20 protein-coding genes, 1 pseudogene and 1 riboswitch are annotated in these 19,240 nt (G+C 36.1%); of the genes and pseudogenes, 14 read left to right on the top strand and 7 right to left on the bottom strand.

Features of this window, described 5'->3' with window-relative positions:
* The first annotated feature begins 321 nt into the window (after positions 1-321).
* Positions 322-1,233 (top strand): 1,4-dihydroxy-2-naphthoate polyprenyltransferase, encoded by a 912-nt coding sequence (locus EP737_RS12330; RefSeq protein WP_129728280.1) that lies wholly within the window; start codon positions 322-324, stop codon positions 1,231-1,233.
* Positions 1,234-1,534: 301 nt separating this feature from the next.
* Here EP737_RS12330 and EP737_RS12335 read toward each other — a convergent pair whose 3' ends face one another.
* Positions 1,535-2,179, bottom strand: a complete 645-nt coding sequence (locus EP737_RS12335) for a YczE/YyaS/YitT family protein (protein ID WP_129728281.1) — start codon at positions 2,177-2,179, stop codon at positions 1,535-1,537.
* A gap of 124 nt (positions 2,180-2,303) precedes the next feature.
* Here EP737_RS12335 and EP737_RS12340 point away from each other — a divergent pair, with 124 nt between their 5' ends.
* Together EP737_RS12340 and paiA are read left to right on the top strand one after the other, a co-directional pair.
* Positions 2,304-2,756: a MarR family winged helix-turn-helix transcriptional regulator gene (locus EP737_RS12340; RefSeq protein WP_129728282.1), complete on the top strand. Its 453-nt coding sequence runs from the start codon at positions 2,304-2,306 to the stop codon at positions 2,754-2,756.
* Positions 2,757-2,781: 25 nt separating this feature from the next.
* Positions 2,782-3,312, top strand: coding sequence for a spermidine/spermine N(1)-acetyltransferase (gene paiA / locus EP737_RS12345; RefSeq protein ID WP_129728283.1), 531 nt, complete (start codon positions 2,782-2,784; stop codon positions 3,310-3,312).
* Between the two features lie 32 nt (positions 3,313-3,344).
* On the opposite strand, the gene EP737_RS12350 is transcribed toward paiA, so the two are convergent.
* On the bottom strand, positions 3,345-3,524 hold the full coding sequence (locus tag EP737_RS12350; protein WP_205650930.1) for a LysR family transcriptional regulator: 180 nt from the start codon (positions 3,522-3,524) through the stop codon (positions 3,345-3,347).
* Positions 3,525-4,149: 625 nt separating this feature from the next.
* Between EP737_RS12350 and EP737_RS12355 the strand changes: the two genes are divergently transcribed.
* Positions 4,150-5,082, top strand: coding sequence for an ABC transporter ATP-binding protein (locus EP737_RS12355; protein WP_129728285.1), 933 nt, complete (start codon positions 4,150-4,152; stop codon positions 5,080-5,082).
* Positions 5,075-6,019, top strand: coding sequence for an ABC transporter permease (locus tag EP737_RS12360; protein ID WP_129728286.1), 945 nt, complete (start codon positions 5,075-5,077; stop codon positions 6,017-6,019). The genes EP737_RS12355 and EP737_RS12360 overlap by 8 nt, the downstream gene beginning before the upstream one ends.
* A 262-nt stretch (positions 6,020-6,281) precedes the next feature.
* Here the strand turns inward: EP737_RS12360 and EP737_RS12365 are convergent, their stop codons facing one another.
* Entirely contained in the window at positions 6,282-6,584 is a 303-nt protein-coding gene (locus EP737_RS12365; protein WP_129728287.1) for a hypothetical protein, read from the bottom strand.
* An 894-nt stretch (positions 6,585-7,478) separates the two neighbouring features.
* Here EP737_RS12365 and EP737_RS12370 point away from each other — a divergent pair.
* Positions 7,479-7,766, top strand: coding sequence for an ArsR/SmtB family transcription factor (locus tag EP737_RS12370; RefSeq protein ID WP_129728288.1), 288 nt, complete (start codon positions 7,479-7,481; stop codon positions 7,764-7,766).
* A 70-nt stretch (positions 7,767-7,836) separates the two neighbouring features.
* Positions 7,837-9,168, top strand: a complete 1,332-nt coding sequence (locus EP737_RS12375; RefSeq protein WP_129728289.1) for an MFS transporter — start codon at positions 7,837-7,839, stop codon at positions 9,166-9,168.
* 470 nt (positions 9,169-9,638) lie between these two features.
* Here EP737_RS12375 and EP737_RS12380 read toward each other — a convergent pair whose 3' ends face one another.
* A complete protein-coding gene (locus EP737_RS12380; protein WP_129728290.1) occupies positions 9,639-10,385 on the bottom strand; it encodes an NADPH-dependent F420 reductase in 747 nt (248 codons plus the stop codon).
* 244 nt (positions 10,386-10,629) lie between these two features.
* On the opposite strand from EP737_RS12380, the gene EP737_RS12385 reads away from it, so the two are divergent.
* On the top strand, positions 10,630-10,989 hold the full coding sequence (locus EP737_RS12385) for a winged helix-turn-helix transcriptional regulator (protein WP_176541386.1): 360 nt from the start codon (positions 10,630-10,632) through the stop codon (positions 10,987-10,989).
* Between the two features lie 202 nt (positions 10,990-11,191).
* Here the strand turns inward: EP737_RS12385 and EP737_RS12390 are convergent, their stop codons facing one another.
* On the bottom strand, positions 11,192-12,031 hold the full coding sequence (locus EP737_RS12390; protein WP_129728291.1) for a tyrosine-type recombinase/integrase: 840 nt from the start codon (positions 12,029-12,031) through the stop codon (positions 11,192-11,194).
* Between the two features lie 335 nt (positions 12,032-12,366).
* Here EP737_RS12390 and EP737_RS12395 point away from each other — a divergent pair, with 335 nt between their 5' ends.
* Together EP737_RS12395 and EP737_RS12400 are read left to right on the top strand one after the other, a co-directional pair.
* On the top strand, positions 12,367-12,819 hold the full coding sequence (locus tag EP737_RS12395) for a MarR family winged helix-turn-helix transcriptional regulator (protein WP_129728292.1): 453 nt from the start codon (positions 12,367-12,369) through the stop codon (positions 12,817-12,819).
* A complete protein-coding gene (locus EP737_RS12400; protein ID WP_129728293.1) occupies positions 12,816-13,238 on the top strand; it encodes an organic hydroperoxide resistance protein in 423 nt (140 codons plus the stop codon). Before EP737_RS12395 ends, EP737_RS12400 begins: the two co-directional genes overlap by 4 nt.
* Positions 13,239-13,663: 425 nt before the next feature.
* On the opposite strand, the gene EP737_RS12405 is transcribed toward EP737_RS12400, so the two are convergent.
* Positions 13,664-14,164 carry a CBO0543 family protein gene (locus EP737_RS12405; protein ID WP_129728294.1) on the bottom strand — a complete coding sequence of 167 codons (501 nt, stop codon included), beginning with the start codon at positions 14,162-14,164 and terminating at the stop codon, positions 13,664-13,666.
* Positions 14,165-14,317: 153 nt separating this feature from the next.
* Here EP737_RS12405 and EP737_RS12410 point away from each other — a divergent pair, with 153 nt between their 5' ends.
* The 3 genes from EP737_RS12410 to EP737_RS12420 all read left to right on the top strand — a co-directional run bounded on the left by EP737_RS12410 (position 14,318) and on the right by EP737_RS12420 (position 17,870).
* The gene (locus EP737_RS12410; RefSeq protein ID WP_129728295.1) at positions 14,318-15,322 is read left to right on the top strand and encodes a DUF3231 family protein; all 1,005 of its coding nucleotides are present in this window, start codon (positions 14,318-14,320) and stop codon (positions 15,320-15,322) included.
* A gap of 554 nt (positions 15,323-15,876) precedes the next feature.
* The gene (locus tag EP737_RS12415) at positions 15,877-16,881 is read left to right on the top strand and encodes a DUF3231 family protein (protein WP_129728296.1); all 1,005 of its coding nucleotides are present in this window, start codon (positions 15,877-15,879) and stop codon (positions 16,879-16,881) included.
* 509 nt (positions 16,882-17,390) lie between these two features.
* A complete protein-coding gene (locus EP737_RS12420; protein ID WP_129728297.1) occupies positions 17,391-17,870 on the top strand; it encodes a hypothetical protein in 480 nt (159 codons plus the stop codon).
* A 131-nt stretch (positions 17,871-18,001) separates the two neighbouring features.
* On the opposite strand, the gene EP737_RS26555 is transcribed toward EP737_RS12420, so the two are convergent.
* Positions 18,002-18,154, bottom strand: coding sequence for an aspartyl-phosphate phosphatase Spo0E family protein (locus EP737_RS26555; protein WP_129728298.1), 153 nt, complete (start codon positions 18,152-18,154; stop codon positions 18,002-18,004).
* 106 nt (positions 18,155-18,260) lie between these two features.
* A riboswitch (cyclic di-GMP riboswitch) is annotated at positions 18,261-18,351 on the bottom strand.
* Between the two features lie 432 nt (positions 18,352-18,783).
* On the opposite strand from EP737_RS26555, the pseudogene EP737_RS12430 reads away from it, so the two are divergent.
* Positions 18,784-18,903 (top strand): annotated as a pseudogene (locus EP737_RS12430) (NAD(P)/FAD-dependent oxidoreductase); the annotation flags it as partial.
* Positions 18,904-19,240 lie beyond the last annotated feature (337 nt).

Here is a 19,240-nt window from a genome sequence, read left to right on the forward strand (position 1 = left end):
TCCTTTATTGCTCATTATAACATCTGAATAATTTGGATGGTCTACAAGTGAGAAAGAAGACTTATTGAACTAGCACTTAGTTTTGATTATCAAATACCATAGAAAAGTGATAGATGATGACATATCTGAACGTGCAAAAGAAATATTTCTTAATTAAAAGTGCAGGACAGTTTAATTTTTGATGTGTGTTTTTAACTTTCCTAATATTAAATCATGTCAGGATAAGCATTTACTTGGTATAATGTATCATGCAAACAGGAGGTAGATAGAAAAAATACTTCTAGTGATGTAATACTGAAATGCAGGGAGAGGGAACAATTTATGGAGAATCAAAAAGAAATTAGTTCCGCTAAATTAATGTGGAGAATGACGCGACCTCATACATTAACGGCGACGTTTGCTCCTGTCATATTAGGGACAGTTGCAGCACTTTATGAAACCAAGATCCATTGGCTTTTATTTATTGCGATGATGCTTGCATGTTTAGCATTGCAAATTGCAACGAATTTATTTAATGAATATTATGATTTTAAACGTGGATTAGATACTGCTGATTCTGTTGGAATTGGTGGTGGAATCGTCCGTCATGGATTGAAGCCAAAAAATGTTTTAACAGTTGCGATTGTATTGTATATCGTGGCAGCATGTATCGGTGTGTATATCTGCATGAATAGTAGCTGGTGGTTAGCGGTCATCGGTTTATTCGGGATGGCAGTTGGCTATTTATACACAGGTGGTCCATTCCCAATTGCGTATACGCCACTGGGAGAGTTATTTTCTGGATTGTCAATGGGGACAGGATTTGTACTAATTGCTTTCTTTATTCAAGCCCATATGTTAACAGTTGAAAGTATATTGATTTCCATTCCGATTGGGATTTTAGTAGGGGCAATCAACATGTCGAATAACATCCGGGATATTGATGAAGACATTAAAGGTGGAAGAAAAACGTTGGCTATCCTCCTTGGAAGAGAGAAGGCAGTGGCAGCCCTAGCTATTTTCTTTTTAATTTCTTATTTATGGATTGTAGCGATTGTATTGCTGGGTTATGTAAGCCCTTGGGCATTGGTTATGTTCCTGGGTTTGAAAAAGCCAATTTCTGCCATTCGAAGCTTTCGAAAAGGAGCAAAAGAACCGCAATATATGCGTGTAGCAATGAAAGCAACAGCGATCACAAATACGATTTTTGCTTTCCTGTTATCAGCAGGACTATTAATTAGTTATTTGTTTTAAATAGAAAAGCATTCCCGAACGGTAGAGGGGATGCTTTTTTCATTTATTTCACTTTAAGAAAGTATAAATTTCTAGCGAGGAGACAATTTGACGTAGTGAGAAATTTTAGGAATAAAGTATAAGGGCAACTACGCCTCTTACGAAAATTATGTAAACAAACAATGCCCTCCATGTCACTTGACTGGAGGGCATTGCTATAGGCTTTTAGATACGTTGAATTCTGATAGTATGTGATTAACATGCATAGGATATACACTGTTCCTTGTTCAACTACGGGCAGGCTAGTTGAACAAGAAAAGTTCTATATTGAATGGTTTTTATCTTTAGCATAATTTGGTGATGTACTAGAGTTTGTTAATATGCGGTCTAATACTTTTTCAGTAAATGGCATAAAGTAATTAAGTACTAGCCCCCCTAAACAAACGGTTAATAAAGTTCCAACGCCAATTGGTCCATGTAAAATCATTGCTATTATCAAGAATACGAGGTAAATGAATGTTCTCGAAAAAAATATGTTTGTTCTAGTTAATTCTTGTATGATTAATGTTAATCGGTCAATTGGAATCGGTGCAAAATTTGTGTGTAAATATGTTGCAGTTCCTAATCCGATAACAACTAAGCCGATTCCAAAACAAACAACTTTGCTGTACCATAGTTCGGGTGTTATCAAATTGTGTAATAAAAAAAGCCACATATCAATACCAATACCTGTTATAAATGCTGTTAACAACCCTAAAACTTCTGGTCTTTGTCTTTTTAAAAATGAATTACAACATATCAATATAAAAGCCAGTATGATTTCCCAACTTCCCACAGTAAGCCCCACATTTATGGACAGTCCTACTAAAAGTGCATCAAAAGGTGAAGTTCCAAGGTCTGATTGTATGGTGAAAGAAATACCAAGGGTTAATACTAAAATTCCTAATACATAAAAAACATATTTCACTTGATTCGACCTCTTTATTATTGTTTTTTTTTTTTTTTTGTTGCAAATGCAACAAAATTAAGTTACATTTAATATATGCCATTTTTGTTGTATTTGCAACAAAATACATACTAAGGAGTTAATTATGAAGGAAATTCTTCGTGAAATTGGAATGATAGCAAGGGCATTAGATTCTATAAGTAATATAGAATTTAAAGAATTTGAACTTACAAAAGGGCAGTATTTGTACCTTGTGCGAATATGTGAAAACCCAGGAATCATTCAAGAAAAGTTAGCTGAGATGATAAAAGTAGATCGAACAACAGCAGCTCGTGCTATAAAAAAACTTGAAATGAATGGCTTTATTGAAAAAAAGGAAGATAAACATAACAAAAAAAATAAAAAACTCTTTCCAACAGAGAAAGGGAAAAATGTTTATCCTTTTATAAAAAGAGAACATGATTATTCCGATATCGTTGCATTAGAGGGATTTTCCGAAACAGAAGTAGAAACCATTTTCAATCTTCTTCAAAGAGTAAGAAAAAATGTAGAAAAAGACTGGGAATTTGTAAAAAAGGGAAACAAGAGAAATTATTGATTGTATAAGGGAGCGACGTATTTAAATGACTATAGATATAAAAAAGTGTATCCTTGAAGATTCACGCAAACTTCAAGAAATTAGTTATGAAACATTTAGTGAGACCTTTAAGCATCAGAATTCGCTCGAAAATATGAACGCCTATTTGGAAAGGGCATTTAACTTAAAACAATTAGAAAAAGAATTATCCAATATTTCTTCGCAATTCTTGTTTGTTTATTTTAATAATGAAGTTGCTGGATATTTAAAGGTCAATACCAATGATGCTCAGTCGGAAGAGATGGGTGATGAATCACTTGAAATCGAGAGGGTTTATATAAAGAGCAAATTTCAAAAACATGGGCTTGGTAAATATCTGCTAAATAAGGCTATAGAAATTGCGTTGGAATGTAATAAAAAGAAAATCTGGCTAGGCGTATGGGAAAAAAATGAAAATGCTATTGCCTTTTATCAGAAAATGGGGTTTGTTCAAACTGGAGCTCATGCCTTTTACATGGGAGATGAAAAACAGACAGATTTTATTATGACTAAAGAATTGGAGTTAGCTGGAGAATAAACTCCTTGTACGTACTTCCTGTATTGAGGTTCCTACACGGATGACATACTTACGATCTGGCCTGCTCGTTGGCTGACTTCTTCATAATACTCCATTAAAAATTGGGCGACTTTATAGAGGGACTTTCCAGCATCCGTGAGACGGGTACCATGATTGGTCCGGATTAAAATATGAACGCCGATATGTGCCTCCAATAGATTCATCTGCTTCATAATCGCAGCAGCAGATTTGGACAAAAGTGGAAGCTTTCCTGAAAGGACTCGAGACAGACCATATTGACCGGTATTATCAGCACAGAGTGAATGTGGAGGAAACGGTAAAAATAAGAATACTGGTCAAAGCTTATTTGTAAAGTGCTTCACTTAAACGAACGGTTAGGTTAGTTGAACAAGTTATAAATTCAATAGTTTAAATTTAGAGAGCATTTCTTTGTAATGAGGAATGCTTTTTATTTTTGTTTACACTGTAAGAAGAAATTTCTAGCTAGAAGCGAATTCGACGTAGTCAGAAATTTTAGGAATACAGTGTAAGTCCAACTATGCCTCTGTGTTCGTCCAAGAGCAGGACTCGCCAAACGGTGAGTTCTCTTTGAAATTAAAGTTTATTTAACAATAAAAATAACATAAAAATAAATAAAAATTTATTGAAAAACGATAAACTATGTGTTAAATTTCAAAATGACAGTAAATAAGTGAGGTGCTTTTTATGAAACAGGTATCAACCTGGAGATATTCTGGAGTACAAAAGTGACGAAGACACTCAGTAATAAAGTAGGGATATTTAATATTATGAACAAAAGGACGAAACGTCTAAATCCATCATTAAAGGAGGACCTATATGAGCAACGAACCTATCATCAGCTTAAGGAATGTGACCAAACGGATTGGCCGAGCTACCATCATCGACGATCTTACATTTGACGTACCGCAAGGGGAAATTTTCGGCTTCCTTGGCCCAAATGGGGCTGGAAAAACCACCACAATCCGTATGATTGTTGGACTGATGTCGATTACTAAGGGTCAAATACTGATTAAGGGAAAAAATATCAAAACCGAATTCGAGCAAGCAATCCGGCACGTAGGTGCCATCGTGGAAAGTCCAGAAATGTACAAGTATCTGAGTGGCTACCATAACCTCGTTCATTATGCCCGCATGGTGCCGGGGGTAACTAAGGAACGGATTGATGAAGTGGTGTCGCTGGTTAAGCTAGAAAACCGCATCCATGACAAAGTCAAAAAGTACTCGCTCGGCATGCGCCAGCGTCTGGGAGTCGCCCAAGCACTGTTGCATCGGCCGTCCCTGCTCATTCTCGACGAACCGACGAATGGTCTTGACCCGGCGGGAATTCGCGAGCTGCGCGATTATTTGCGGCATTTGACTCGTACGGAAGGAATCACTGTTATCGTCTCCAGCCATCTGTTGTCCGAGATGGAGCTCATGTGTGACCGGGTCGCTATCCTCCAGCGGGGTAAGCTGGTCGATGTGATGCCGATTCAGCATTTTACCCAGGGGAACGATCAGGTTCAAACGTATCTGATCCAAGCACAGCCGCCGGAACAGGCGTTGGCGGCTATGAGGCAGATGGATGGGGTCCAGGGGGGCAAGCTCGCTCAGGAAGGGATCGTCGAGGTCAAAACCGAGCGGGAATGCATCCCGGATATTCTGGCAGGGCTGATGCAGAACCATATTCGTATCTATGGCGTCCAGATGGTTTACCAGTCTCTAGAAGATCGATTCTTGGAAATAACGGAGGGTGGACAAATTGGTTAATCTAGTGCTCAATGAAAACATGAAAATCTACCGGCGGGTGCGAACGTGGATCCTGGTCGGACTCATGTCCGCTATTGTGCTTTATATCAACATTATTGAATGGCATTCTGATGGAAAAAAGGCACAAGGCGAAGGCTGGCGGGCAGAACTGCTGCAGGAGAATCAGCAATGGAGCGAAATTTTGAAGCAGCCCAATCTCGATGAAGAGGCTCGAACGTTCTATCAGCAGCAGATTGCCGTCAATGACTATCACTTGGAGCAGAATATTCGCTCAACGGACGGTACGATGTGGGATGGCGTGAATGTTTCGGCCAATCTGATAATCGTAATTACCATTTTCACCATCATTATTGTGGGAGACAGTGTGGCGGGAGAATTTTCGTCAGGCACGATCAAGCTGCTACTCATCCGGCCGGCTAGCAGGGTCAAAATCCTCGTCTCCAAATATATCTCTTTTCTGTTGTTCGGCATGCTGTTGTTAGTTACTTTGTTTGTCATATCCGTCGCAGTGAACGGAGTCTTATACGGTTTTGGATACATGGATCTACCGTTGATCAGTATGACTGCGGAAGGACAAATCGTCGAAAGGAATATGGTCCTCAATCTGTGGAAAACGTATATGCTCAACGGTGTATCCACAGTCATGTACGTAACCTTGGCCTTTATGATCTCGTCCGCCTTCCGAAGCAGCACGATGGCTATCGGGTTTTCCATCGGCGCCTTATTTGCGGGCAATATTGTTCTGGAGGCACTTCAGCGGTTCGATTGGAGCAAGTACCTTTTGTTCGCCAACACCGATCTCACCCAGTACCTGACTGGACATCCTTTCCAAGAGGGAATGACATTGTCCTTTTCCATCGGGGTACTTGCTGTCTATTTCCTCGTGTTCAATCTAATTTCCTGGCTCTTTTTTACACGTAGAGATGTGGCAGCCTAAACTTGTCGACATAGCCGATATAAATATCTTTCAGCATTGATCATGGCTGTGCGCCTATCCCTCTAGCCTGAACGGTGGGGGATGCTCCATGATTTTTTTGTACACTTTATGAAATTTACATCAATTTCAATAATAATTAATAGAATTGGTTCATTATCAACAAAAGATTCTATGAAATAAGCGGAATAAGTACGGTGAGTGTAGCCGGGCTAAAAGTACCTAAAGGTATACCTTTGGGAACACACTAAAGGACACATCATGTTCAGATGTGTCCTTTAGTGTGTTCCGCTATCAACTTAACTGCTCTCTCATACTCAAGTCTAACTTCTTCTTTACTCAATCCTTTTATTTCTCCCCATACGTCATACGATTCTTTATTCAAACTATCAGCTTTCGCCCGAAATTCTGCCGCCAATACTTCATCATCATAGTATTCAGCTTCCCATGCTAAAGCGTAGTACTTAGCTCTATCCCTATAAATTTCTAAAAGACGTAGTTCTTTCTCACCTACCTTGTCGCGATATTTCTCTAATTCTATTACTTGAGAAGCCTTTGGCTTGTCCATGTTTTCATCCCCTTTTTAGTCTTGTATTATCTCAATTGATTCTCCCCAAAACCTAAGCTTTTTACTGCTCTCCTCAAATAATTTACCAAAGTCACTCACCTTTCTTCAACTTCAAATCTACGCTACCTGATAACTTTGTTACCGTCATGCATGCGTATCTAGGATAGATCGAAAAGAACGTCGGCCGGATATGCTTGGTAAAATACTTCCCTATCCATCATTTTAGTGTCTGAGTAGGAAGATATGTCTATTGGGATTCTTTGCTTTTGTTTCTGTGAAACCCGTTTATGAGGTTTAATGCGTAATAGTCTATAATCTTTGAAAAAATCAAATTCATGTTCCTCCAACTTATAAATGAAAATAATACCAAAATTATAACATATTATTAAAAAACCACATTATGTTCAAAGGTTATAAATAGATTCAGATTAACAGATTTTTTAAGTTGTAGTTTCTGCTGTTAAAAGTTTGATGAAAAAACTAGGATAAACGGTTCTGATGCAAAGACTAAAGGGGTGTTTTTATAGTAAAAAGTGAAAAGAAGATCTGAACTGAAAGGTGGATTAAGGAACTGTTGAGTGGCAATCAAGTTACTCCACTAAAGGGACAGATTGTAGATGATATCTTCTGGGAAATCGGATATTAATGTTAAAATAGATGGGGAATGTGAAGGAATGTACTTAAACTATATGGCAGTTTAGCGTAATAAGGAAATAATAAAAGAAAATGGGACAAGGGAGACCTGCTAAGTATAGGGGGAGAGGACTAGAAAGTCTTAGAAATTATTCAACAGCAATTCATATCCAAATTTGTTGAAATCTAATGGAGAGTTGCCTTACATTAATACATATTTTAAGCATTGACATTTTCTTATTTTGCTTTTACAATAGTTTTATGACTTTAGAACAATTGAGTGATAACCAAAGGATTAGAATATTTAACGCTTTAGCAGATGAGAAAAGGATCAACATCATCCGAATATTATCTCAGCAAGATACACGCCCGCGATGCTCGGATATTGGAAGGAGGCTAGAAATAAGCAAATCAAATGGTTCTTATCATTTGAAAATCTTGTCCGAAGCGAACCTGGTGCTTATTGAAAAAGAAGGGGTAACAAAATATGTTTCTTTAAATAAAGAGACATTTAAACAATACTTGCCCGGATTTTTGGCTACGTTATAAGGTAGCCAATTTTTTTCTCCATTAGTTCCAAGGTTTTATGACTATTAAACAAAGGAGAGTATAAACTAAGATGAATAAACTTATATGTACATTATGTTTAATTGTGCTGGCAGGTGTAATGAATTCAATATTATTTAATGTAACGCTGGAAGATATGGCTATTGATTTGAAAGTCAATAGTTCTGCAATAAGTTGGATAGTTATTTCTTACACACTGGTCATAACATTTGGTTCGGGTATATACAGTAAGCTCGCTTCTTATTTTCAAATCAAAAAGTTGTTGTTAATAGGAGTAACATTATTTACTTTAGGTTCTTTAATAGGGTATTATTCTAGCATCTTTACTGTGGTCTTGATAGGCCGTATTATTCAAGCAATGGGAGGAAGCTCATTTATCGCTCTATCCATGATTACAGCTACAAAATATATTCCTTTACCTAAACGGAACGTTGCTCTTACCCTGATAGGAGGATGTTTATCTTTAGGTTCTGGTATAGGTTTCTTAATAGGTGGATTATTTGCTTTTACATGGGGCTGGCACTCTTTGTTTCTATTAATGAGTCTAACATTACTAACAGTAATTGGTATATATTTTCTATTTCCTTCTGGATATGCAAGCAAAGAAAGGATAACAGAGCCCTTTGATATTCTAGGAATGTTCTACTTGATCATATTTGTCACATCATTCATTTTAGGTGTAAAACTGAATATCTACCTGCTTTTTCTATGTATAATCTCTATATTTATATTAGGATTGCACAGTAAAAAGAAAAAAATTGTTTTATTAGTTGATCCTTCTGTATTTAGATATTTTTCTTACGATAGATTGATTTTGATTAGCTTTATTAATAATGCTGCTATGGTTGCAACTTTGTTTTTATTCCCCACATTGATGAATAGGGCCTTCCACTTATCAGTTGTACAGATAGGGTTCATCATTTGTATCGTTGCGATAGGTTCCTTTTTTATCAGCCTAATGATAAGAAAAATAGTTCAGGTTATAAGTAATGGAAAGTCAATGTTTCTATCTATATTGTTACAGTTGCTTGGTTTTTGTGTCTTAGCATTTTTCGGCATTCATTCCATTATAATGGCCATATTAGGACTTTTTTTGATATATTCAAGTTACGGGGCATTAACAGTGATTATAAACCTAGAAATACCACAACATTTAGAGCCGGAAAAAGCTGCGATGGGGTTGGGAATGTACAATCTTATAAATTTTTTAGGAATGTCATTTGGACCATCCGTCTCAAGTAGGATACTAAGTGTCTATTCCAATATTTCCTTTGTACTTCAGTGCTTCGCTGTTTTATTAGTTGTATTATTACTATTAATGTTTGTTGGAAGAAAGAATAGCCAACTTTCGTTAAAAAGAAACGTATCTTTAGAGAAGGACTGATGGGGTAGGTTTTTTACTAAAGAGATGAGTCTGTAATTGACCTACTCTATTTTTCTCTGGTTAGATATGTTTAAAGGGCAATTGATCTAAGAAGGATTAATGTTCTTTTTTCGCAGGTTTCTACTGGAACTATCGTGGCAGCATTCCTGTAATAAATTCATGATCATAAGGTGGAATTGTGAATCATTTCACTTACACTAACGGGGTGCGAGAGTTAAACAAAGGGGTGCTACGGCAGCTCTTTTTCTTGTTCCACTGGCAGGTTAGTGGTAGAGGGATTTTAAACACAAACATACTTAGACTCTGTTTTTTGAAAAAATGAGATCGTCCTGGAAGGACCTTTGTAAGCTCTCAGAATTACTAATATTATTTAGGATTGTCTGGCGGAAAAAGGTAAGACATATCTTTACAAATTTATGGGGATATATGGATATGCAAAAAGGTGCGCTCTAACGAGTGCACCTTTTGTTTTATGAATTGTATATTTCTCTGTTTAAATTCACAATATCCTTATGTGAAAATTCAACTTCTTTTTTTTCTGCAAGGAGCTCTGCAAACATTTCCATCACTTTATCCCGTAGTAATGGTGCTTTTTCTTTACTTGCCTTTTTCAACGCTTTCGTTAGTTCATCTTTTGTTAGCTCCGTACAGTAAGCAGGAGTTCCTGGCTGTTGTCTCCAAGAGTCACTTATAGAACCACTATCTACTGCGTCGAATCCTAGCTCGTTTACTACGTTCATGACTACTTGTTTTTGTGATGGGTCATTACCAGCAACTGCCATCGCAATTCGTCCACTAGAATCTTCGGATGTTCCTTCATTTTCTAAAGTATGGGCTAATAAGTTGTTGAAAGCTTTAATGATAGGTCTGCCTAATTGATTTGAAACCCAAACACTTTCAACCATCCCGTTCTCGATTTCTTCAATTTTGCCGTCTCTAAAAGGATAATAATTTGAAGTATCTACAATGATTACTTCCTCTCCGACTTGATCGATAATGTTCCGAATGCTTGGCAGTGCTTTTATAGGGAGAGATAGTATAAGAACTTCAATATTTGTAATTGCATCCTCTACACGCACAGGTGTTCCAGCAAGCTCTTTTCCTTCTAAACGTTCAATTCCTCGTGCATCTGCAATCTTGACATTATGCCCGTTCTTAACTAATTTTTTAGAAATAATGGACCCAATTGGTCCTGCACCTATAATTCCAAATCGCATGATTGTTCCTCCTAAAGAATTTGTATATCAAAGAATAATTCCGCTAACGTTACACAATCATATTTTCAGCTGAATCATTCACCTCTTATCAAACCGTAAACAAAGCATCATATGTCTTTATAAACGTATTGAGTATTTTGGTTACATATACTAGAATATAATCATTTCTCATCTTTTTGAAGAAGGCAATAAAAATTGACATAGTACATTTTTTTGTACTTAACAGTAGAAAGCAGGTGAAATGGTGTCTAGATTATGTAAGGATGGATTTGACAAAAAGTGTATAAAGGAACAAAGAGAAGTATATGGTATCGCCTATACCCAAAACATACTTTCAGGCCGTTGGAAATATCTTATTCTTTGGTTTTTAAAGCCCACAGAGCGTCGTTATAGTGAAATCAAAGCTTTTTTAGGTGATATTTCACAAGGTTCTCTTACAAAGCAACTTCGAGAACTAGAAACAGATGGCTTAATTAACCGCATGGTTTATCCAGAGGTACCTCCTCGTGTTGAATATTCATTAACCTCAAAAGGGGAAGAATTCATTCCTATTATCGATTTGATGGAAGCGTTCGGAAAGAAGTTTGGGGAGCAAGCAGATTAAACCAAAACGGTCACATCTATCGTTTCCCCCACAGAAATGAAAAATTAAATGGTGGATAAAGTAAACGTTGTGGGGACGAGAAATCGTTCCAAAGGCAACTTTTTCTTTTACGATAAAAGTTTGTGAAGAAATGTACTTAAAGTAACGGGGTGCAAGAATTTAAAAAGCAGCGGAAGATCCGTTGCTTTTTTCTCTTCCTTATCTAAAAATATTTTCTATGAAATTCTCTTCTAATACTTCCACTTAATTGAGCATAAATCCTAGTGGTCTCGCTCTTTTCGTGCCCTAGTAAACTTTGTATTACATCAATAGGAGCTCCATTATTTAATAGGTGTGTAGCATAGCTATGGCGTAATTGGTGTGGATGGATTTCTTTGTTGATCCCTGCACGACTTGAAGTTCGTTTAATAATGTACCTCATCTGTGCAATGCTCATTTTATGTGGGTGCCGTTCAGTAACAAAAATAGCTGGGTCTTTATCTTGACGAAGCTCTAAGTATCGTTTCAACCAAATTTCACAACGTATATTAAAATAGACTTCTCTTTCTTTATCACCCTTTCCAAGGACAATTGCAGAGCAATTTGACCAATTAATGCTATTCTTTTCTAAGGTCACAATTTCACCTATTCTACAACCTGTTGAGAACATAAACTCAAATAATGCCTTTTCCATTGGAGTAAAACAAGCTTCCCTTAAATGTTCGATTTCGCCCTCTGTTAAGAATTTGGGGATTCGTTTCCCTTGTTTAGGTTCTTTGATTTTCGCTGCTGGATTTTTAAAAATATGTCCTTCTTCGTGTGACCAGCGAAATACCGATTTAATAAATCGAATTCGATGAGCTAAACTTGATGGTTTTAGGTGTTCACTGGACTTTGCTAAGTATTCTTTCAACTGATCTGTTGTCACTGATACAATACTCACATCGTTAAAGTGCTGAATTAATAATTTTGATTGAAGTCTATATGCTTTCAGCGTCTGTGGAGAGAACCCTTCAATCCTTTTATCCGATTCGTAAAGTTCCCAGGCTTTTGATAAAAGCAAATATATCCCTCCTTAGATTGGTGATATTAGAGGAATTATTGCCTTGATTTTAGAAATAAAAACATCGGATATTGAACTATCTGGCAGAATAGTTCAAGAAGAAAAGAACATGTATTCAGGGTTATTGCATCCCTCATTACAAAAGAGATTTCCCAATAGGAAATGTTGTAAAACCATTTTCGACAATCTCATAATTTCCTCTAAGAAAACAACTACTTTGAATCAGTGTATGGAAAGTTATAAAAAGGATTGTTGACATTTTAAATTAAATTTTTTAATATTTAATTGTACACAATTTAATTTTATAAAACTTAATTACTTGAAAGGGTGGGAATTTGAATCTTACCGATAACTTGAAGCTTGAGAATCAACTCTGTTTCGCTTTATATGCTTGTTCCCGTGAAATCACCCGATTATATCGTCCTGTACTTGATCAATTTGGGATCACATTTCCCCAGTACTTAACCTTACTTGTCCTTTGGGAGCATAATCGTCTTACAGTAAAGGAGATTGGAGATTTGCTTTATCTTGATAGTGGTACATTGACTCCGATGCTAAAACGAATGGAAACGATGGATTTAGTCAAGCGTGTAAGGGCAATGGACGATGAACGGAAGGTATGGATTGAGATAACAGAGAAAGCCAATGAACTAAAGAATGAAGCAGTATGTATCCCGCAAATGTGTTCACCCCATTTCGGTATTACACACGAGGAGTATGTGGATTTGATGGCACAATTGAAACAAATTTTAGGAAACTTACAAAAAGAAACGAGGAATATAAAATGACAGTATTATATACAGCAAGTGCTACAGCGGTGGGCGGAAGACACGGACGAGTGGTTTCTTCTGACAAGGTATTAGATTTAGATTTAAAAACACCTAAAGAACTTGGTGGTCCAGGCGGATATGGGACAAATCCAGAACAGTTATTTGCAGCTGGATATTCAGCCTGTTTTGACTCTGCTTTAAACCTGGTCATTCGTACAAAAAGGGTAAAAGAAGTAACAGCAACTGCAGTAACGGCAGATGTTTCGATTCTAAAAAGTGGAGATAACAAAGGATTCAAATTAGCGGTAGTCCTTCAGGTGGAAGTTGAAGGCGTAGATAAAGAAACTGCCGAGGAGCTTGTAGAAGAGGCTCATCAGGTGTGTCCATATTCCAACGCTACTAGAGGAAACATTGAGGTAACTTTAAAGGTTATATAAATGCAGGTGTTACACAGGATATTAAAATGCAACACTTTGAAAAATACGGATGACTGATACAATAAATTTGAGTTTGCATATTATGATGAAAGCAATGTTCAAGGAATGAGAGTAACTGTTCCAGAAGAAGGATATGAAATTACATTGATTGCGACATTTTATCAAAAGAAGAAATGGGAAAAATACTATTATCAATGGTTGAATAGTAATTGTGTGCGATTGCGAATATAAGCAATCGCTTTTTTCTATATTCAAGAAACGTACAACATACCAGTGCTAAAAGTTAAGTTTGTGAATCAATTCACTTAAGCTAACGGGGGCTTGAGTTGAAGAGGAAAACCAAAAAACGAATCATCAAATAACTTCCGCTTTCGTTAATTATGTGAACACAAATACTCTCCAGATTGCTTAGCTGGAGAGTGTTTTTATTGTTCTTTGTTGATAGCGCTATATCCTGTGTGGGTGCCTTTTCGGATTATACCCATGATGAAACGTACAATCAAAAATGTTGTGGTTATAGAAGAAAACGTATATTTCCAATCCCATGACTTTTTGTACTCAATTAGTCGTGTGTTCTGTTCAAGCCAGTTTTCAACAATTGTCATAGGAATGCTGAAACACATGGCTTTCACTATCATGCCGAAAATATTCGAATTCTTGGTTAGTTGATTGTAGTACACACATGAAATCGGGAAGAGGATGTAGCTGAACAAGACACTAACATCAAATGTTTTAAACAAAGGAACAGGATACTTTAAGTAACCCTTTTTCACAGCTATAACGTTTAGAATTGATGAAATGTAACTTTTAAGAAAAAATATAATGAGCCAGTCTTTCATCAAAGGTTTTCTTACCAAGTTAAAAAAAGCGAATACCCCAAAAAGGAATAAAGATTTTAGAGTCGTTTTTTCAATGGTGCTATTCATACTGATGCCCCCATCCTGTAATCCAAAGAGTAGTTAATAATATCCTTTCAAGGGTATCAAAAACTACACATTCACAAACGTCAAATTATGACTTTTAAATTTTATCAATCCTTTTTGGTCATAATAAAAATAAAAAAGGAGTTCCCATTAGAAATGGAACATAACCCAAAACTTGTTTCTTCAGAAGTTGCAGCCTTGTGGGGTGCTTATATGCAGAACTCAATGGTTTATTGTATCGTTCAGCATTTTGCCAATGTAAATGAAGATGCTGATAGTACAGACATTATTCAAACTGCTTTAACAAATTGTAGTTATGTTGTAAATGAGGTCAAACGAATCTTCGAAAAGGAAAAGCATGCAATACCTATTGGATTTACACAAGAAGATGTAAACTTAAAAGCGGATCGAGTCTACTCAGACCTTTTTACCTTGCGATATATTAAATACATGGCTGCTGCTGGAACAGCAGCGGCGGCAGCTTTACTCGAAGTATTGGCACGAAAAGATGTAAGAGAATTTTTTTCTACAACTTCCGAAATGTTTATGAAACTTTACAACAATGCGTGCGACTTACTCCTGAAAAAGGGTGCTTTTATTCGTTCACCAACTATACCTCCAATGGAAAAAGCCGAATACCTTCAAAATGAATCATTCCTATCAGGATTAATAGGCAAACATCGCCCTTTAACTGTCGTGGAATTAGCCCATATCTCTAAAAATACGGAAACAAACTCAATTGGTAGAACATTTATTTCTGGTTTTTCCCAAACTGCTCAATCACCTGAAGTTAGAAAGTATATGGAAAGAGGTGCGGAAATAGCAGCAAAGCATGAAACTGTATTTAGAGAAATATTAGTAGAAGATGGGGTAGCTTTCCCAAGCTCATGGGATTCAACAATTTCCCGTTCCATTGAAGCTCCATTTTCAGATAAATTAATGATGTTTCATATGAATAGTCTAACTGCCATTAGTGTAGCAGGTTATGGGGCGGCGATTGGGGGAAGCCTTAGAAAAGATTTAGGGGGACATTATACAAGACTGCTGACTGAAATACTGCAATATGCAAATGATGGTGTTAAGTTGATGATTGAAAACAAGTGGCTGGAACAACCACCACAAAATGTAGACAGGGAAGCATTAAGAAAGAGAAGTTTGTAAACATATCTTATGAAATAAACTAAAGTGTATTTGGACATGCTATGATTCAGATATCCAGTTCATATCAACGCTATCACAGTTCATATTTTAGTACCTCCTAAAGAATATCTTGACGTAAGATATATTCTTTACTAAAAGGTACATATGCATTAAAGAAGTAGTTACTTAATAAAGTGACTACTTCTTTAATTTCCTGCACATTTTAAAATGACTGAATGAAGAGAAAGAGAGCCTCATCATTGATTTGTTTCAATTAAAAAGTGTTTATGTTAAGCAATCCATATTTATTAACTTCTGTTTTCGAATATTATGTTAATACGCTCCCTTCAGATTGCTTAACTGGAGGGTATTTTTTATAGGTTTTTAGATACAGTTACTTCCAATAGTGTAGGGTTATGTCAAATTCACGTGTATACCGATATACATTGCTCCTTATTCGTCAAACGTTACAGGATAGTTTTAAATCAAATACCTATAAAGATATTGCAGAAACTTTCTTATTCATAAAATAAACCTCTCAGGGTTACATTAAAAAATAAAACTAGGAGGATTGCATGATGATTTCACAGCGAACACCTATCACATCATCAGAATTAGCTAATTTGTGGATGACTTATCAAGAAAAGACCATGATTATCAGGATATTAGAGCATTTTATAGAACATGCCGATGATGAAGCAAAGCAACTGTTACAGTCCCATTCTAACACTGCCGCCAAAAATGTAGAGACGATTACAAACATTTTTCATCAAGAGGGAGCAGTAATTCCTATCGGCTTTACAGAAAAAGATGTATATAAGGGAGTCCCAAAGTTATATGACTACATGTACGATATCATGTATTTGCACATGATGACTAAAGTAGAAATGAGCCTGTATGCACGTTCTCTAGACATGTCTTACCGGAAGGATATTGAAGATTTTTTTATCAGTTTGACTGCAGAATCTCAAGCGATGAATAGCCAATGCACCCAATTGCTTTTAGAAAAAGGCGTTTTGGTACGCCCACCCTTTGTGTCAATGCCAACAAAAGTTGGATTTGTACAGAGTACAAATTACACGGACGGGTTAAAGTTATTTGGTGAACTAAGATCTCTTAATACAGTTGAAGTTTCCCTTATCCATCACGCGATTGAAACAAATCTTGTAGGAATGCAATTAATGATTGGATTTGCTCAAGTGGCCACTGATAAAGAGGTACAGGACTATTTTGTCAAAGGAATGAAACTTTCAGAAAAGATAGAAACTTCTCTAGGTGAATTTTTACGTCAGAGTTTTATTGAGCCCCCTGCCACTCCTGCTGGAAAAGCAACCACGTCCAAAATGGCGCCGTTTTCTGAGAAATTGATGATGTACAACACCAGCTTGCTCACTTCACTTGGATTCGGAAGTAGTGCACTGGGCGGGGCTTTTAGTTTAAGAAGCGACATACCAACAAAAATGAGCTTGCTGACAAAAGATATTTTCTCTTTTGCTCAGGATGGTGGAAAACTTATGATTAAAAACGGCTGGTTGGAAGAACCTCCACAAATTGAGGATCGAAATCAGCTCACTACATAATCGTTTTATCATGATAGGACTTATTATTTCCATTCTACTTTTCAACCTAATTGCGTTCAAAACAAATCAGCATCTTACAAAAATTCTAAAAAGGAAAAGCTACCCAACTGCTCAATTGGGTAGCTTCTCGGCTAAAGCCGATTGTTTTGTGTGCTTCACAGATTACTTAAAATTAACGCTTAATACTAACGCAACAAGGTGTACTAGGCCTATGAGGTTGAGTGCACTCTTATTATGCACTTTTCTCCTAGAATTTTATTCAAAAAGGGGAAAAGCTATACACTGCTGAATGTATAGCTTTCCTTAGAAAGTTGGTTTTTGCGTACTTCACAGTAGGCGAATGTCAAGTCACCAGAATGCACCATTAACTCCAAGTTTTGGATGCGACCTTATTATGTACTTCTTTCCTATAATTATTCAACAAAGGAAAAAACTATCCATAATGAATTGGATGGATTAAGGGGTTTTTGGAAAACTATAACAAATTAAACCTAAAGGATAATTCATATATGATAAAACTTGTCTTATGGGCTTTCTTTTTATTACCTTGGATTTCCTTAATCTTTTTAAAGAACTCGGCTATTCGCAGATATATGCCTGTTGCTTTGTTAGCGACAGTGATAAATACAATACTATACCAAGTTGCTTGGACATATGATTGGTGGAAGTACAAGGAAACTCTTTTTTCGTGGGATAAAGTAGCGCAAATACATACAGTTTATGGAGTTTTTTTGGTAGGGACTATATGGATATTTTATTTTACATTTCGTAGATTTTGGATTTATTTCGTTGTTAATTTAATTATAGATTGCATCTACTCATTTGGTTTCAGAGCTTTATGGAAAAAACTCAAAATTACAACTAGTGAAGGAAACTTATCTCCTCTCGAAGGGATTATTATCATGACAATAATTGCTGTCACTCTTTACGTGTATCAAATGTGGCAAGAAGGATTGATTTGGAGAGAAAATAAAATTACAGAAGAATAGGATTCTTATTAAACGAACGAGTGCTAATTAACTTTCGCTTTCGGATTTTATGTTAACTCAACATGCATAGGACATACAAAAAGGATACATCTGTACTGAAGAGGTATCCTTTTACATAGTTGTACGTAATTTCATTTTTGCACCTTGTTTTTCATAGATATATTGATCAATATATCTAATTTTTGACTGCATTGAATAGTCTGAGGATGGGCTAACCCATATAATTTGGATAAATAAAACAATTGTTGTCTTTTCTTTTCAATTAGATTTGCAAGACGAGACATATTATATTGAAAATCCTTCTATCCTAAATCAATAGAATTCGATTTTTGTTTTTGGCCTTTAACTATTTTTTCAATTTTCCCTTGCATCTCTTTAATCCCCCAGATCAGCGGCAACTCAGCCATCATAGCGATATTGTTACCGCCTTAGATCTGGAGCTTTGCGTCCCTATCTTTCGATAAGTTTGCCTTTATCAAATATGAATTTTTTAAATTTTATGGAAACAAATTATATTATATTAGTTCCTAAACTTATGAACAAGTGGAAAAGTTTCACCTTACATGTAAATTAAAACGTCCGCTTGAAGCAGCCTAAAAAGGCTGCTTTCTGTTTTTTTCTTTAGAATATTATCTCCTTCTCGAAACCTAATAAAATCAGTGAAATGAATGTATACTTTTGTTAGACATTTGCAAAATGTCACTAAAAACAAGAAGAGATCAATAAAAACAACAAAACGAATGTAAGCTTTACTCCACGGGTATGCGTTCGGTTCGTCATGCCGAATCGAATTGCCAAGTAGGGGATGGAAAGGGACTATCGAAAGAACAATTGGAACAGCTTAAATCCCATCGCTGGATTCGGAATTTCTATAAGGCTTGAGGGTTTCAAGTTGAAATTTATATAAATAAAAAACCAGCTAATCAGTTCCTATCCTTTGGCGATAGAGAAACTTTTAGGGATTTATAATTATGCAAATGAGCCCGCTGCTTTAGAAGAAGAGCTCGCACGGATTATGCGGTCAATCTCATAATAAGTGTTAGAGATTAAGTGGTTCTGGTTCCAAAAATAGTTAGAGTATCAAGAAAATTACTCAGGAACTTCATTATTCATCCACTGCTCACTTTAGTCATCATTTCTTTAAAACAGTTGGACAGTCACTGTTAAAATTCCGGAATCATTCTAAGGTGGATTCATAGAAAAACAAAACTGGCTCACATACTCTTAATGAATTAATTAAAAAGAAAACGTTGACAACGTATTTTAATCATGTTAGATTGTATTCATCAACTAAACACAATATTTAACTTGAATATTCGAGTTATTTTAGGATTGTTACTGGTTAAGCAGGCAAAACCTAAATCGCTCAC

It is taken from the genome of Ectobacillus funiculus, from assembly GCF_004138295.1.
GTDB lineage: Bacteria > Bacillota > Bacilli > Bacillales > Bacillaceae_G > Ectobacillus > Ectobacillus funiculus.

Excerpts from the sequence above, each read along its gene's own strand:
- EP737_RS26555 (WP_129728298.1), bottom strand. The coding sequence starts at position 18,154 with ATGTCTCGTCTTGCAAATCTAATTGAAAAGAAAAGACAACAATTGTTT.
- EP737_RS12355 (WP_129728285.1), top strand. The coding sequence starts at position 4,150 with ATGAGCAACGAACCTATCATCAGCTTAAGGAATGTGACCAAACGGATT.
- paiA (WP_129728283.1), top strand. The coding sequence starts at position 2,782 with ATGACTATAGATATAAAAAAGTGTATCCTTGAAGATTCACGCAAACTT.
- EP737_RS12340 (WP_129728282.1), top strand. The coding sequence starts at position 2,304 with ATGAAGGAAATTCTTCGTGAAATTGGAATGATAGCAAGGGCATTAGAT.
- EP737_RS12415 (WP_129728296.1), top strand. The coding sequence starts at position 15,877 with ATGATGATTTCACAGCGAACACCTATCACATCATCAGAATTAGCTAAT.
- EP737_RS12350 (WP_205650930.1), bottom strand. The coding sequence starts at position 3,524 with ATGAAGCAGATGAATCTATTGGAGGCACATATCGGCGTTCATATTTTA.
- EP737_RS12405 (WP_129728294.1), bottom strand. The coding sequence starts at position 14,164 with ATGAATAGCACCATTGAAAAAACGACTCTAAAATCTTTATTCCTTTTT.
- EP737_RS12410 (WP_129728295.1), top strand. The coding sequence starts at position 14,318 with ATGGAACATAACCCAAAACTTGTTTCTTCAGAAGTTGCAGCCTTGTGG.
- EP737_RS12370 (WP_129728288.1), top strand. The coding sequence starts at position 7,479 with ATGACTTTAGAACAATTGAGTGATAACCAAAGGATTAGAATATTTAAC.
- EP737_RS12375 (WP_129728289.1), top strand. The coding sequence starts at position 7,837 with ATGAATAAACTTATATGTACATTATGTTTAATTGTGCTGGCAGGTGTA.
- EP737_RS12400 (WP_129728293.1), top strand. The coding sequence starts at position 12,816 with ATGACAGTATTATATACAGCAAGTGCTACAGCGGTGGGCGGAAGACAC.
- EP737_RS12420 (WP_129728297.1), top strand. The coding sequence starts at position 17,391 with ATGATAAAACTTGTCTTATGGGCTTTCTTTTTATTACCTTGGATTTCC.
- EP737_RS12365 (WP_129728287.1), bottom strand. The coding sequence starts at position 6,584 with ATGGACAAGCCAAAGGCTTCTCAAGTAATAGAATTAGAGAAATATCGC.
- EP737_RS12330 (WP_129728280.1), top strand. The coding sequence starts at position 322 with ATGGAGAATCAAAAAGAAATTAGTTCCGCTAAATTAATGTGGAGAATG.
- EP737_RS12380 (WP_129728290.1), bottom strand. The coding sequence starts at position 10,385 with ATGCGATTTGGAATTATAGGTGCAGGACCAATTGGGTCCATTATTTCT.